Origin of the sequence: Metabacillus idriensis, assembly GCF_009674765.1 — a bacterium.
In the GTDB taxonomy this organism is placed as follows: domain Bacteria; phylum Bacillota; class Bacilli; order Bacillales; family Bacillaceae; genus Bacillus_P; species Bacillus_P idriensis.
Map to the genome: position 1 here is coordinate 1 of NZ_WKKF01000008.1, position 15,467 is coordinate 15,467.

Annotated in this window: 16 protein-coding genes and 1 pseudogene; 2 read left to right on the forward strand and 15 right to left on the reverse strand. The window is 37.2% G+C overall.

Going from position 1 to position 15,467, the window contains the following annotated elements; all coding sequences use genetic code 11:
* Positions 1-309, forward strand: a 309-nt coding sequence (locus GJU41_RS24745; protein WP_170292839.1) for an STAS domain-containing protein, incomplete at its 5' end; no start/stop codon positions are given.
* A 401-nt stretch (positions 310-710) separates the two neighbouring features.
* On the opposite strand, the gene mnmA is transcribed toward GJU41_RS24745, so the two are convergent.
* The 8 genes and pseudogenes from mnmA to GJU41_RS18820 all read right to left on the reverse strand — a co-directional run bounded on the left by mnmA (position 711) and on the right by GJU41_RS18820 (position 7,238).
* Positions 711-1,826, reverse strand: a complete 1,116-nt coding sequence (gene mnmA / locus GJU41_RS18785; protein ID WP_154319253.1) for a tRNA 2-thiouridine(34) synthase MnmA — start codon at positions 1,824-1,826, stop codon at positions 711-713.
* A 51-nt stretch (positions 1,827-1,877) separates the two neighbouring features.
* Positions 1,878-2,088, reverse strand: a pseudogene (locus tag GJU41_RS18790) (SDR family oxidoreductase); the annotation flags it as partial.
* Between the two features lie 117 nt (positions 2,089-2,205).
* A complete protein-coding gene (locus tag GJU41_RS18795; protein ID WP_154319254.1) occupies positions 2,206-3,195 on the reverse strand; it encodes an LLM class flavin-dependent oxidoreductase in 990 nt (329 codons plus the stop codon).
* A 22-nt stretch (positions 3,196-3,217) separates the two neighbouring features.
* Positions 3,218-3,499 carry a DUF3219 family protein gene (locus GJU41_RS18800; protein ID WP_154319280.1) on the reverse strand — a complete coding sequence of 94 codons (282 nt, stop codon included), beginning with the start codon at positions 3,497-3,499 and terminating at the stop codon, positions 3,218-3,220.
* A 230-nt stretch (positions 3,500-3,729) separates the two neighbouring features.
* Positions 3,730-4,005, reverse strand: coding sequence for a beta/alpha barrel domain-containing protein (locus GJU41_RS18805; protein ID WP_070875603.1), 276 nt, complete (start codon positions 4,003-4,005; stop codon positions 3,730-3,732).
* Between the two features lie 149 nt (positions 4,006-4,154).
* Positions 4,155-5,102: an LLM class oxidoreductase gene (locus tag GJU41_RS18810; RefSeq protein ID WP_154319255.1), complete on the reverse strand. Its 948-nt coding sequence runs from the start codon at positions 5,100-5,102 to the stop codon at positions 4,155-4,157.
* A 321-nt stretch (positions 5,103-5,423) separates the two neighbouring features.
* Entirely contained in the window at positions 5,424-5,732 is a 309-nt protein-coding gene (locus GJU41_RS18815; protein ID WP_057219135.1) for an ArsR/SmtB family transcription factor, read from the reverse strand.
* Between the two features lie 498 nt (positions 5,733-6,230).
* Complete coding sequence (locus GJU41_RS18820) at positions 6,231-7,238, reverse strand: DUF3231 family protein (protein ID WP_070875605.1); 1,008 nt, start codon at positions 7,236-7,238, stop codon at positions 6,231-6,233.
* A gap of 367 nt (positions 7,239-7,605) precedes the next feature.
* On the opposite strand from GJU41_RS18820, the gene GJU41_RS18825 reads away from it, so the two are divergent.
* Positions 7,606-7,881 (forward strand): spore germination protein, encoded by a 276-nt coding sequence (locus GJU41_RS18825; protein ID WP_070875606.1) that lies wholly within the window; start codon positions 7,606-7,608, stop codon positions 7,879-7,881.
* 131 nt (positions 7,882-8,012) lie between these two features.
* On the opposite strand, the gene GJU41_RS18830 is transcribed toward GJU41_RS18825, so the two are convergent.
* The 7 genes from GJU41_RS18830 to zwf all read right to left on the reverse strand — a co-directional run bounded on the left by GJU41_RS18830 (position 8,013) and on the right by zwf (position 14,865).
* Positions 8,013-8,903 (reverse strand): aldo/keto reductase, encoded by an 891-nt coding sequence (locus tag GJU41_RS18830; RefSeq protein ID WP_070875607.1) that lies wholly within the window; start codon positions 8,901-8,903, stop codon positions 8,013-8,015.
* Between the two features lie 245 nt (positions 8,904-9,148).
* The gene (locus GJU41_RS18835) at positions 9,149-9,865 is read right to left on the reverse strand and encodes an SDR family oxidoreductase (RefSeq protein WP_070875608.1); all 717 of its coding nucleotides are present in this window, start codon (positions 9,863-9,865) and stop codon (positions 9,149-9,151) included.
* A 100-nt stretch (positions 9,866-9,965) separates the two neighbouring features.
* Positions 9,966-10,478 (reverse strand): type 1 glutamine amidotransferase domain-containing protein, encoded by a 513-nt coding sequence (locus GJU41_RS18840; RefSeq protein ID WP_070875609.1) that lies wholly within the window; start codon positions 10,476-10,478, stop codon positions 9,966-9,968.
* A 72-nt stretch (positions 10,479-10,550) separates the two neighbouring features.
* Positions 10,551-11,717: an iron-containing alcohol dehydrogenase gene (locus tag GJU41_RS18845; RefSeq protein WP_070875610.1), complete on the reverse strand. Its 1,167-nt coding sequence runs from the start codon at positions 11,715-11,717 to the stop codon at positions 10,551-10,553.
* Between the two features lie 118 nt (positions 11,718-11,835).
* On the reverse strand, positions 11,836-12,339 hold the full coding sequence (locus tag GJU41_RS18850) for a hypothetical protein (protein ID WP_070875611.1): 504 nt from the start codon (positions 12,337-12,339) through the stop codon (positions 11,836-11,838).
* A 79-nt stretch (positions 12,340-12,418) separates the two neighbouring features.
* Positions 12,419-13,315, reverse strand: a complete 897-nt coding sequence (gene gnd, locus GJU41_RS18855) for a phosphogluconate dehydrogenase (NAD(+)-dependent, decarboxylating) (protein ID WP_070875612.1) — start codon at positions 13,313-13,315, stop codon at positions 12,419-12,421.
* Between the two features lie 29 nt (positions 13,316-13,344).
* Positions 13,345-14,865 (reverse strand): glucose-6-phosphate dehydrogenase, encoded by a 1,521-nt coding sequence (gene zwf, locus GJU41_RS18860; RefSeq protein ID WP_083328126.1) that lies wholly within the window; start codon positions 14,863-14,865, stop codon positions 13,345-13,347.
* Between the last annotated feature and the right edge of the window lie 602 nt (positions 14,866-15,467).

Sequence of the window (15,467 nt, forward strand, 5' to 3'; positions counted from 1 at the left end):
CCGTTAATTGGTGCGGTTGATCTTTACCGAACGAATATTCTCGAGGAAAAAGTTTTAATAGAGATTGGAAAAACACGGATTCAAACATTGATTATGGACTTTTCTGGAATTATGAAAATGGAGCCGGAAGTAATTGATCATTTAATGAGGATTATTGACGGCACTTCATTAATGGGATGTGACACTGTGATTACCGGGTTAAGAGCAGAAGTGGTTAAAAATATGATTAGCTTGGGAATGAGATTAAATGAAAAAGCACAAACATTGGGAACTTTACAACAAGCATTGAATAAATACTTATTAAGTTAAACACGGAGACTTTTAGAGAGGGTTGCTTTGCCGACTCTTTTTCTAATGCTTTAACTCTTGTTTCGAACATTTTCTTCCTGTAATCAGTATTTGATGATAAAACCCCATTAATTTCATCTATCATTGTATTCACAATCAGTTGCTAATCAATCTATATAGCACTAGATATTTGAACTATTCGATAAAGAAGAGCGTTAATCCTTCTTAGGTTAACGCCCTCGATTATTGAATAAGGTGTTTGTTAGATTTTGCTCAATATGATGGAGTATATATTCTGTCCGTATCGGAATCAATTAATAAATCCACTTGTATATCTTCCTCAAAAGAGATAATGTCAAATTTATTTACTCTGCAAAAGATGCTAGTCAGATCACGATCATCAGCAGCCTATTCTTTTCTTCTTAGCCTACATATGTTAATTGTTTGTTGTAGCGATACACTTTGTCGATTGTCCCTCCACCAAGGCATTCTTCTCCTTGATAGAAGACGACTGCTTGTCCAGGCGTTACGGCGCGAATTGGTTCGTGGAAAGTAACTTTCACTTTGGAGTCCTCCAACAGTTCTACCGTCACTTTATTGTCCTTTTGGCGATAGCGGAATTTTGCAGTACATTCAAATGTATTAAGTGTCAACTCCTTTGAGACCCAGCTTATATTATCGGCAATGATGCTGTCTGAATAAAGCATTTCATGATGGAATCCTTGCCCAACATATAATACATTCCTTTCAATATCCTTTCCAATTACAAACCAAGGATCGCCGTTTCCCCCAACCCCCAATCCATGCCTCTGCCCGATTGTATAGTACATTAATCCATCATGAAGTCCGACAACTTTGCCGTCGAATGTTTCCATATTCCCCTTTTGAGCAGGCAAATAACCACTTAAGAACTCTTTGAAATTTCGTTCACCAATAAAGCAAATGCCTGTGCTGTCCTTTTTGGATGCTGTAGCCAAATTAGCTTTGGCAGCTAATTCCCTTACTTTTGGTTTTTCCATATCGCCTATCGGGAATATTACCTTACTTAACTGCTCCTCTGTTAATTGATTAAGGAAATAAGTCTGATCCTTATTTTCATCGTTCCCTCTTAACATGTGAACTTTCCCGTTTTCCCTGATCACTCGTGCATAATGTCCTGTAGCCACATAATCAGCTCCAAGACTCATGGCATGATCTAAAAATGCCTTGAATTTGATTTCCTTATTGCAGATCACATCAGGATTTGGCGTTCTTCCCGCCTTATATTCTGCCAGGAAGTGGGTGAATACCTTATCCCAATACTCCCTTTCAAAATTCACGGCATAATAGGGAATTCCCAGTTGATTGCAGACGCGGATAACGTCCTCGTAGTCTTCAGTAGCCGTACAAACGCCATTTTCGTCTGTATCGTCCCAGTTTTTCATGAATATTCCAATTACATCATATCCTTGCTCTTTTAGAAGTAGTGCCGCAACAGAAGAATCGACTCCTCCTGACATTCCCACAATTACACGTGTATCTTTAGGTGCTTTTTCCATTTCTTCTCCCTGTCTTTCCATACTTATCTATCTGTTTAATAAATTTATTTATACACCTGTTTTGGCAAGTTCCTTTTCATCCCATGAAAATAGCCCGAACAGCGTACTTTGTAGCATTATAGACGGTACTTGTTTTTGAAACTTCAAGTCCAGCAGCCGAAGCAATATTAATAATATGGCCTGTTGAGCGGCTCAGCATAGATGGCAATACAGCATGAATGCCATAAAGCACACCTTTTATATTTACATCAATCATATGCTCCCTCCACGGCTAATTCCTTAGCAATAGCAGCCCCTATTCCAGTGCTGGTACATTGATGATCTCTGTTTCTCCTTGTAGTCTGTTCATGACAATTTCGTCCTTTTAATTTTAACTTTTTCATTTAATAAATTGTTCTGCGATTAATCGATATGATTGATGCTTATCCTTTGATGAATAAGTGATAGTTACAATCATGATTTCATCTGCTAATACATGAGATTGAATTTCTAATATTTTACTTTTCACTTCATTAGGTGTACCTATAATCATTTTCTTTTTTATTCTTTCAATAGACTTTTGATTACGTAGATTTGATAGAATTTTTTTTGCCTCATCAACAGAAGGAACTCCTTTGTTTCCTTCCATACTCTCATTACTCTCATTTTGTAGTTCCCAAACAATTGAACTTAAAGCAATTTCTTCTGCTTTTTGAGTAGTTTCTGCACATATTACTGATAAAGCCATAATGACGTATGGTTTTTGGCCTTTTTTTCTTGGTTGAAATGACTGACGATATTGTTGGACGATTTCTGCTCCGTTTTCATCACTCATAAATTGTCCGAAACTATATGCTAAACCGTTTTCCGCCGCAAAATTCCCACTTTTTCTACTTGTACCTAACATCCATAGATCAGGACTAATTTGCGGTAACGGAGAAGCCTCTAATACAGTCCCTTCATTATCTATATATTTAATTAATTCATTTACTAAATCAGGCATTTTATAGACATGTTGCAAATAGTTATCCGATAATGCATTTGTTGCTTCAGCAGGACCACCCGGTGCCCTTCCAATCCCTACATCAATTCGATTAGGAAATAGAGTGGATAACATGTGATAGGTTTCTGCTACTTTATACGGCTTATAGTATGGCAATAAAACTGCTCCAGAGCCAATTCGTATATTTTTTGTATTTGCCCCAATATACCCTAACATTACCTCGGGCGCGGAGCATGCAAGCCCTGGCATTGCATGATGTTCTGCAATCCAATAACGTGAATATCCTAATGTCTCCCCTATGCGTGCGAGATTCATTGATTCCTGTAATGCTTCACTTGCCGTTTGATTAGTTGAAATGGGAGACTGATCTAAAATGCTTAATTTCATAAGATGAAAATCCCCTTTTCTATTATTCTGCTTCTTTCAAAGTCAGTTTATATTCACCAATTTGCCCTTTTTCGTATAGATTCGTAATTGATGTTGAATATTCTTGAATCGTACCGCGGAACTCAAGATGTCTCTCGGGTACGATTACATCAAATGTTCCTTTGTATAATAACGTTGCTATGTCATGGTAGCCGTCACTTGTAACATAAAAAGTTAACGATATCTGAGTTTTACCTTCTATCTTTTTTTCATCATATTGTGTGATTTTAATTTTAGTATCATTTAGCTGGATTTCTGTAACCATTTCATCATCGTCCCTTTCTAATAGATAACACATTCCTTATACATTTAACGTACTCTAACTTAGAAATGACGCCGTATGATATGATTTTTCTAGAATACGTGACGAACGTAAACTTTCTCTACGTTCGTTACAACCATGTATAAAGTTAATCAACCGTTAATACTCCCGTTAGCTGTATTTTCAAGAATGTAACCAACTTACTTGTAACCCGCGCTTTTATTGATTTTGGATTAGCGTAATCGATCAGGCATCATAATACTCAGGAAATCTACAATTCCATTCCCTATCATGAGTTCTTCTCTATCTTGGTCTACTATTACTCTTCTGATCTTATCTTCTTTTCCCTCCAGCACTTTACTTGTCCAATGAGGGTCAATGATGAGAGAGGCACCTACTGTCACTTTTTCAGCGTTTGTCAATTTATCCTCTGCATCCTGTTTAGTACGAATATCACCAACACCAATTAAAGGTACACGTCCATTTATTTTCTCATGAACATATTGCATAATAGATTTTTCTTTATAATCTTCAGATACAGTAACGGACTGAACGTCTATTATAAATTGCTTCTTTTAATTCCATTCCATAATTCTATTCTTTTTTTGTGATTGCTGAAAGTTACTTTCCCTTATAGAACTAATAAATAGGCGCTCGATTACGTTAATGCCGGAAATAGAGGAACTACTTCTTCCGCTAATTCTTGTATTACCTCTTCCGCAGGACGACGACTATATTTGTTATTTATAAACACATGGTTAACTCCTACTTCTTGTAATGCGTTTAGAAATTCGATTAAGAATTTATGACCACTTCTGAACCCTAAGTGAATAGATGTTGGCCCTTCATTCGGATCCTCAGTTAAATCAATATATAGCGATTGGGCAAATGGTTTAAATCCATCTGTTAATGAACGATAATCTCTAATGAGTCTCTCTTGTTGAGCTGGATTACGTGGATAACCAAGTATTCCATCACTATTTTCCGCAATCCATTCCATCGATTGCCCAGAAAACCCTGTTACAAATACTGGGATATAGCCTAAAACTGGTTTTGGCAGAAGATCTGTTCCTCCAGTCAGACTTACTCTACTAGAATTAATCGTTGGGAATGATTTTGCCCAAACTTCCTTCATCACATAAAAAGCTTCTTGATATAATGCAGTCCTTTTTTCTCGGTCAACGCCATAAGCGTTAAATTCAATCGGACGATCTCCCGTTGCAAGACCAAATAAAAGTCTTTCCCCTGAAATTTTGTCCAAGGATGCTGCTGATTTAGCAAGATTTAATGGATGTTGAAATGACGTTATCGCACTTGCTGTTCCTAAGGCAATTTTCTTTGTATGCGCTGCTATATGGCTAAGGAATACCCACGGATCATACATTTGTCCTACATCTCCGAATGAGGGATCATTTAATGGAACATCTCGGACAAATAGAGAAGCAAAATTGGCTTTTTCAGCAACAGTTGCTAGTTTGATTTGTTGTTCCAAATCCATTTCTGGAATGTTGCCTTGGTAGGCTTCAAGTGGAAAAAGCAAACCTAAAGTAAGTTTATTTTCTTGAAATGTTCTCGAATATCCATTATGTTTTTCAAATTTGTTCATGTTAATTATCTCCCTTTTCATCTCTTAGAATTTCAAAACAACGGATTGTATTGGATCAATAGGAAACAAAAGCGAATCCTTCATCCTTATTCTTATGGACACCATTTCTAAATTCGTCTAAATCTCTTCCTTACTATAATTATTAAATCAGCTCCTTAAATAAAGCTGAAATCATAGAAGCGTATATAATAAATTAATATATCGCGAATTAACGATTTATTTTAATAAAAAAATATATGACCTAACATATTTATATATTTTGAAATCTAGATATATAGAAATTAATTAAAGTGAATTGCTTCAAGCAATTCACTTTAATCCTCAAATCTCTTTCGCAATGTAATTGCTTATTTCCTTAATAACTTCTTCATTACGCTTATAGTATGTCCACTTACCCTTACGCGTTGCTTCGAGTAGCCCAGCCCGATGTAACATAGTAAGATATTGAGAAACCGTTGATTGTGTTACATTTAACTTATGATGCAGCTGTGATACGCATACACCCTCTTTCTCAAAGCTAACCCCTTCAGAAATAGGGAGGGTAAAATAGTTTTCAGGCTCTTTTAACCACTTCAAAATCTGCAAACGTTTTTCATTAGACAATGCTTTAAAGATTTCTATGATATCCATATGTTTATAATATCATCAATTTCCGATATGTCAATTTGTAATCTCCCCTATAAGGATATCAATCGAAGTTAATACCTACTACCAAGCATGTTAGTTATCTAAATATAGTCAGAATACTATTTACGGACCCAATCAATCTGACATAATTAAGAGCCTCCTTATACAGCGTTTGTCATTGTCATCCGGATTATGCCAAAGCATTCGCAGCAGTGAAAAATGCGGCAGATCAATAATCACTTTCTTGTTCAAATTTATTGATCTTCCACAATTGTGGCTTTTTAATATTGGTATTTCCTTAACGTTGTTGTATGTACGCCATTAGTTCATTTTGTAGTTCATTTTGCGTTTAGCTACTGATCATAAAGGTTTAGGCTGTGTACTATCGAGTACATGTTATATTTGAAAGGGTTATATCTTCAGAATATTATAAAAATAGTAAATGTACGAGTTTATTAACACATGAAACCAAAGTAAAAGTTCTTTTGCATCCACATTGTTCTAATCGTTCGCCAAGTTTTCGTGGTCAGTGGCAATAGGGGGTTGTTCCATCCAACCTTTATCTATTAAAAGATTCATACCATCTTCAGCGATTAAAGCCATTTCCATATTCATTCGAGCGTAATCAGCCGACAAGTCTCTTCTTTGACACATTGATAAAGCCTCCCCATAATAACCCAGTGCCGCAGATAGTAGTGTTGCTATATGGAAAAGCATAAGCTTATCAGAAAAGGGAGGTACGGTTGAATCGGTTACTTCTGATTCAAAAATGCTTGGTTTTTGGAGATTCTCCTCTTCTAACATTTCACCCAGTATATGAAAGTGTCTTTTACAAAGTTTTCGAGCACGTTCGAAATACTCTCGTACCTCTTTAGATTGGCATACTTGACTGAATCCTAACTCTAAAACCATTTTCACCATATTTTTTTGCATATTAAGATGTGCACCACTGATTTCGATTGCATTTATCGGTCTTCGCTTTCCGAACCAACCAGTTAAATAGCTTTGTTTCCTAATAAAATCAATCTTTTGTTTGTTATTTAATGTAGGCGGCTTACTAAGAATTCCCTTAGATAAAGCGACGGTAGTGACCCTATCATATAATTCCAACGTTTGAGAAGTACATTCAATAAGATATTTTCTGACATCTTCTCGAATACAAAGGCTTGTTGCACCAGCATATCTCGTCAAGCCGTGTATCGCCATAATTTGCAAATAAATAACCTTAAATGTATCCGTAAATAAACTAGGGGCGTTTACAGTTACATCTTCATCTGTGAAACCTATTGGAATCGGATAGTTTTCTTGTATTAACAATTGTTTCGTTCTTTCTATATGGGTTTCTGATAATTCTAAGGCAAATTGAAGTAGACCACGAGTATTTTCATCCTTAACATCATTTAAGAAATAACGAAAAACACTACGTGACATACTATCATTTACATATTGCGACCAGATGATGCCATATTCTGAGGCATTAATTTTTTCTTGGGGATTAACCTGATCCATTTTTTAAACCCTCCTAACTTTTACAGAAATAGGTTAACCATTAACAATAAATTATATTTGTTAAAAACTTCAGAGAAGATAATTTTTTTTACTTCCACATACGAATCGGCAACCATAAAAGGAAAAAGTATTGATATGTTTTAAAGGGTATAATAACTCTAGGGTTATTGTTTAGTAACACTAAATTCCAATGTGGAGGGATGTATTTTGAATACTTCATTTAAAGTCATAATGACAGCCAGCACTTGCTTTTTTAGTTTCTTTTATAACTAAATGCTCCGCTAGTTCAATAAAAAAGAAGACTGCCGCATCAAAAGGTCAGCCAGGTATTTAAAGAGAGACCCAATCTGATATTTTTATTTATTTTATGGCAGAAGGCCCGATTTTTTGTATTTATCAAATTGTACTTTTACGAACGGTTCAAAATACCGATTTTGATGTGGTTTTTGATTCCTCTCAGCTTCATCAAATCATAACCGATAATTCTTTAACACCTTTTCCGTTCCTTCTATCCACGGAACGTATTGATAAAACGGTTTTTGCTTTGATTAGCGGACAAGTAGCTGTTTTTAGTAATGGATCGGCTTATGCCGTCACGGGCCCCTCCATTTTATATATTTATAAGTCCCTTTTCTCTTTTTAACCATTCACATTAAACAAAAACTAACTAAATAGGGATAAAAAAACTGTATGAAATACATTCCACACAGTTTTTTTGAAATTCCTATTAGATTGTCAGCAACTCCAACAAGAGTCCTTTTTCAAAGTGAGTTTTCAAATAATATCCAATGGCATTTTCCTAGTAGGTTTAGGAAATACTTGATCAAGTCTATTGAGATCTTCTTCAGTAAACTCAATTGTTGCCGCTTCAGCATTTGCTAAAACATGTTCTTCTTGAACCGCTTTTGGAATGGCGATGACGTTATTCGAACGGATGGTCCAAGCGAGAGCAATTTGTAATGGTTGGACATTGTATTTGTCAGCAATATCATGAATAGTTGGATCATTTAAGAGCTGTTTTCTTAAAGAGCCTCCTTGGGCAAGGGGACTGTAGGCCATGATGGGCATTTTATGTTTACTCTGCCATGGTAAGAGATCGAAGTCAATTCCTCTTGATCCTAAGTGGTATAGTACTTGATTCGTCACGCTATTTTTTCCATTCTTAGTGTTCCATAGCTCTTCCATATCAGCTGTGTCAAAATTAGAGACGCCCCATCTTAAAATTTTCCCTTCTTTACGCAGTTTTTCCATTCCTTCAATTGTTTCCGCTAAAGGAACACGCCCTCTCCAGTGGAGAAGGTATAAATCTAAGTGGTCTGTTTCGAGTCGTTTTAAGCTGTTTTCACATGCTTTTGAAATCATATCTAAACCTGCATGATGGGGATACACTTTTGAGACTAAAAAGACTTCATTTCTGCGTCCTTTAATGGCCTCGCCAACTAAGCGTTCAGAATCGCCATTTCCGTACATTTCAGCAGTGTCAATAAGTGTCATGCCCAATTCTATACCGAGCTGCAAGGCTTTTATTTCTTTGTCTCTCACTTGGGGATTTTCCCCCATGTACCATGTTCCTTGTCCTAAACTAGGTAAAGAAGTGCCGTCAGGTAGGGTTACCACGTGTTTGGCTAATGCATTTTTAATTTCCGCTCTTTTCATTTCATCCATTAGGCTCGACCCTTTCTTTTATGTATTTGGGTTGAATATTAACGTCTCTTCGTATAAAGTACGCATATATTTAGAATTCCCGTAACCAACAAAGCCATTCTTTATTGCATGATATGTCCATTTCTGCTTCCGTCTGTGCAAAAAAACAAAGAAAGTGAGAATGACCTATAAGTGTCTGACACTTTGAGTTATCCTCACCCCTTCTATTCTAAATCAATTTATCAATCGACTTTGATATCAATGGATTAGATCAGATGAGCTCCTCCATCGATAAGAACCGATGTGCCAGTTGTAAACCCATTTTTCGCTAGGTAAACATAGGTTTCAGCTATATCTTTAGGTTGAGCAACACGTCCGACAGGTAATTGCTTAGCAATCCCATGGTACATATCTTGTCTTTGATCTTCTGGCATTCCGCCGTAAAGAGGAGTGTCAACGATACCAGGTGATACCACGTTTACTCTGATAGGTGCCAGGTCTACTGAAAGTCCTCGTACTAATCCATCGATTGCTGAATTAATGGAAGCTAGTGTCGTTGCACCTTGAGGAGGACGCACACCATATAAACCAGAAGTTAATGTTATAGAACTTTCATTATTCAAGTATGGAAGAGCAGCACGAACCGAAATATACTGCCCCCAGAACTTACTATCAAAAGCCTCTCTTACGGTTGCAACAGGAAGTTCGCTAAAGTGACCCATTGCGCCTTCACCTGCAGTAACCACTAGGTGATCAAATTTTCCAACCTTCTTGAAAAAGTCAGCAACTTTTGCCTCGCTGCGAAAGTCGATTTCATAGCCCTCTACGTTATCGCCAAACTTCACTTTTGCGTCAGATAATTTTGAAGCAGAACGGCTGGCAATAATGACTTGAGCGGATTCATAAATAAACGCCTTAGCAGCGGCTAAACCAATACCAGATGTACCTCCTAAAACAACCACTCTTTTTCCTTTTAATGACAACGTCATAACCTCCTTTATTCATATATTTGTTTAACCAACTTGCGGATTCTGATTAAAGAATCCGCAAGTTAGAAATATTTAAGTTTTTACATCACCATTTTTATTTAGCTAAAAGTTTTAGTGATTCACGATTGAATGCTGGAATATCTTTTGGTTCTCGACTTGTTACAATATTTTTGCTGATGACAACTTCTTCGTCTTTATAATTTGCACCAGCATTTTTCAAATCGTTGCGAATGGATTTAAAGCCAGTGATGTCGACACCATTTAAAAGGTCTGTATCGATTAACACTTGTGGTCCATGACAAATGGCAAAAACGGGTTTTTCATCTTGGATAAATGCTTTTGAAAATTCCCCAAAACGATCTTCTTCACGCAATAAATCGGGAGAGAATCCACCAGGGATAAACAGCGCATCAAAGTCTGCAGGATGAACTTCATCAATGGATTTATCAATTTTTACGGTTGTGCCTTTTTTACCAGTTACTTCGTTACCTGATTGTTTGTCAATCGTGATAACTTCGTGACCAGCTTCTTTAAAGGCTTGTGCTGGTTCTGTGTACTCCACATCTTCAAATAGGTTTGTTATAAGTGTAGCAATTTTTTTGCTCATGTTCATTAACCTCCTTAAAATCATAGATCGAAGTAAAAATATTCATTTCCGTCCCATGTTCAATTATCTTCATTAGAAGTTGATTTTATTCCCGTTATAAGCCGCAATATAGATTTTTTTCATATCCTCTACTGATACTTCTCTTGGATTCGATGGAGTACATGGATCTTCAACAGCTCCCGCTGCCATCTGGTTCAGATGTTTTTCGAATTCTGTTTTTTCAACACCAAATTCCTTTAGTGTTAATGGCAGATTCAAAGATTTATTTAAACCACGGAGGAGGTCTGTTAACGAATCAATCAATTCGTCATCTGTCGTTCCGTTTAAACCAAGCATCCTTGCGATATCAGCATATCTTGAGCTTTCAGCCTTTCTATTATAGTCAATAACATACGGCAGATAGAGGGCATTTGCTGTCCCGTGCGGAATTTTGAAAATCGCTCCGCTCTTATGAGCTAAGCTATGGACAATACCTAAAAACCCGTTTGAAAAGGCCATCCCGGCAATGGCCTGGGCATAATGCATTTCTGCTCTTGCGTTTTTATCACCCCCTGCTGATTTTTCAATATTGTTTACGACTTGCTTGATGGACTGCATCGCCAGCGGATCGGTAAAAGAGTTGTGCATGGTGGACACATACGCTTCAATACCATGTGTCAAGGCATCCATCCCTGTATAACCTACAATCGAAGCTGGCATAGAATACGCTAGCTCCGGATCAATAATCGCGATATCTGGCGTGATTTCATATCCAAAAACGGGATACTTTACTCCCTTATCATAGTCAGTAATAACGGAAAATGGTGATACATCTGTACCCGTACCGCTAGTAGTCGAAATGGCGATAAAGCGTGCTTTTTTCCTTAATGTTGGCAGCGCATTGGGAGCCTTGATTTGGTGAAACGGCAGATCCGGATTTTCATAAAAGATCCACATTAGCTTAGCTGCATCAATCGGAGATCCGCCGCCGGCAGAAATAATCCAATCGGGCTGAAATTCTTCCATTTTCTTGCCGCCGTTTTGAGCAGTTGTAATGGATGGATCGTTTTCAACGCCTTCGATTAGCTGGGTTTCAATACCAGCCTCATGTAAATAAGATTGGATTTTATCGAGATAACCTGATTCTTTAATTGATTGACCGCCAATAACAATGGTCGCTTTTTTCCCTTCAAGGGTTTTCAAAAATTCTAGGGATCCTTCCCCAAAATAAATATCTCTCGGAATCGTAAATCGGTTCATGTGTGTCAATTCTCCTTTTCTTCAGTTGTTTAGGGAAACCTCAACAACTTTAAGGTTCCCCTATTCATTTTTCTAAAATAGAATACGGCATACGTGTTTCCCAATTCCTTATAAGTTACTAATGAACATACTCAAGATCTCTCTCAACATTGGTATTTAAAATGTCTTCTGTTTTGATCTCGAGTAATTTCTCTAGGAATCTTAACGTTCCTAGTACTGCATGAATATCTCCCTCTGTTTGAACGTTTTCCATTTTCTTTTGAACAATCAGTTCATTGATAACTTGTTTGAAAGCATGGGTCTTTATAAGCCATTCTCCAACCAGTTCCTTTGTTGTGTCTCTCTCGACTTCATTTTTGACAGCAAATAAACTTTCTGTTTCTGTTTCTATGAGCGTTAAGGAACTGAAATCGGAATCCATACGGATACGAAAATAATTCTTTCTACTGTCATAATATCTTTTTTCCTTTAATAGAAAATACTCTATCCCTATTGTGATTTCATAAAAGAGTTCTGTCTCTGTAGGATAATGAAGATCTCTTACTTCTACACTTTTTACAACGTCTAAATAGGTCTCCAAACCATATTGGGTACTAATGATTTTTGCATCCATTACATTCATGATTTCACTCCCTTTTTCACTTTGCGGATTGTTTTGATATTTCGAGTAGTTTTTTTACTTAAATCCACTCAATATTAGGCTAATTGCTTTTTTCGACTTCATGTCCACCAAACTCGTTCCGAAGAGCAGCGACTACTTTCCCGGTAAAGGTGTCATGATCTAAGGAGCGATAGCGCATCAAAAGAGACATGGTAATCACAGGGATGGCCGCCTGCAAATCCAAAGCCGTTTCCACTGTCCACTTGCCTTCTCCTGAAGAATGCATGGTTCCTTTGATTTGTTCTAAGTTGGCATCTTTAGAAAATGCACGTTCTGTTAAGTCCATGAGCCATGAACGAATGACTGAGCCGTTATTCCATACTCTTGCCACTTTTTCATAGTCAAAATCAAACTCACTTTTCTCCAGTACTTCAAATCCTTCGCCAATCGCAGCCATCATCCCATACTCGATTCCGTTGTGGACCATTTTTAAGAAATGGCCGCCGCCTGCTGGACCCGCATATAAATATCCTTTTTCTACCGCTGTGTCTCGAAATATGGGTTCAACCATACTCCAAACTTCAGCATCCCCGCCGACCATGTAAGAAGCTCCGTTACGTGCGCCTTCCATCCCTCCGGAGGTACCGACATCCATAAAATGTATACCTGATTCCTTTAGCTGCTCGTAACGGCGAATGGAGTCCTTATAATGAGAATTACCAGCTTCGATTACGATATCGCCTTGACTCAAGTATGGAGTGATCTCACTTATTACTGAATCGACAACAGCGTGTGGAACCATGATCCAGATAATTCTGGGGGCTTCTAAAATGTTAATAAGCTCCTTAATACTCGATGTTTCTATAGCACCATACCTGCTGATTTCTTCTCTGGCATTGACATTTAAATCAAAGGCGGCTATTTCATAGTTGTGGTCAATTAGATTTTTCCCTAAGTTTAACCCCATTTTCCCTAACCCGATTAATCCAATTTGCATCCTCTTGTCCTCCTGAACAATTCGTGTTGTTATCCTATTTTTAATGCGTTTTTTGATTGATCTTTTGAAACCATCTCATACTTAGACACTTGATATTCCCACCAATAAAACCCGTCCTCTTTTAAAAGTTCATCCGAAGCATCCGGACCCATCAAACCTGAACGATAGAAATGCAAGGGGACTGTGTTTTCCTCAAACGCTTCTAAAACTGGCTGCACCCATTTCCATGATAATTCCACTTCATTCCAGTGGGCAAAGAATGTCGAGTCACCGCGTAATGCATCAAAGATTAAGAGTTCATAAGCTTCGGGTATGTCTTTTGCTCCTGCCCTGAAATCAATTGAAACAGGCTCAATTTCTCCATTTTTTAGCGGATTCTTACTATTCAATTGCACCGATATCCCTTCATTGGGATTGATATTGACAATAAAAAGATTTGGTTCCGTTTGTTGATCGGATCCATACAATTCATTAACTGGATTTTTGAACTCAATGATGATACGTGTTGACTTTTCTTTCATTCTCTTTCCTGTACGGATATAGAAAGGAACTCCTCTCCAAAAATCGTTATCGATCCATAAACGTGCGGCAACAAATGTATCGTTAACAGAGGAAGAATCAACCCCAGGTTCCTCCCTGTATCCAACCACTGGCTCATGATTCGTTTCTCCGTCACCATATTGGCCACGGACAACTTGAGTACCGACATCCTCTTTCTGCAAAGGCCGCAATGATTCCAATACCTTTCTTTTTTCATTCCGGATATCTGCTGCACTTATCGTTTTTGGTACATGCATGGCTGTCATCATCAAAAGTTGCAGCATATGATTCTGGAACATATCCCGGATGGCTCCAGCTTGATCATAATAGCCGGCTCTGTCTTCTACTCCAACCGTTTCACTAGCCGTTATTTGTACATTGGCTATGTGCCGATTATTCCATAAGGATTGAAGCACAGGATTGGCAAATGTCAATGCTTCGAGGTTTTGAACCATTTGTTTGCCAAGATAATGGTCTATCCGGTAAATTTCCTCTTCGCTAAAAGATTCACTTAGTCTTTGATTTAATTCTTGGGCAGAAGCCATATCATGTCCAAACGGCTTTTCAATAATCAGGCGTTTCCATCCATTGGTCGTTCCCAAGCCGCTTTCTTTAATATTGGAGGCAATTACATCGAAAAACTGGGGTGCAACAGACAGATAGAATAATCGATTTTCATGAATGTTTAACTCCCGTTCACGCCTCTGAACCAATGTAAGCAGTTCTTGATATCCCTCCACATTCGTTACATCTAATTGGCTGTAACGAAACGCTTCGATAAATTCTTTTAATTTAGCTTTATCTTCGATAAAACGTCTAGAAAATGTTCTTATTGAATGTTCTACATTTGTTTGAAATGTACCATCCGATAGTTCTCTCCTGCCTAAACCAATAATCGAAAATGACTTGGGCATCTTTTGATCTAAAAACAAATTAAAAAGGGCCGGATAAATTTTTCTTTTTGCTAAATCGCCCGTTGCTCCAAACAAAACAAAGGTCATAGAATCCACTTTCATTCCTCCCATTCTTCAAAACATTTTTCAATAGAAAAATGTAGGTACCCACCCTAATAATGGATAATTGTTGGTTATGACAACCAAATAATCCACATCAAATTTTTTGCGAATTAAATTATTGTAGACTTTCGCTATTCTATATTTGCTTTATAAACTTATTTTTTTCTCCCAGCTTGCACCATGAAAATGAATTTTCGGAAATGGTCATAGCCACATTGAGGACATTTATCATTTGTAGTGATCGTTAAACATCTTTCGCAAACTTTTCGATGTTTTGCTTTTGTTCCTAACATAATCGTTTCATTCCTTTCTGTATTTATTAATTGACGATCTATATTAAATAAGGGTCTATACCTTCCAACCTAAAAACTGTATTTTATATTATTACAGTTTAGAAAAAAAATAAGATTTATCTTAAATCCGTTCTTATTTTCAAAATCCAAAGGAGAATCATTCATTTCCCCTCTTAAAAGGTCTTATGGTATATGTGCCTTTTCATCTTAACAATTATCGCTTCCAGAAAGATTGGTTGCGGCATAGATGTAAGTATAATATCTACAACAAATAATTAAAAGTACGAACTTTTTTATTACATA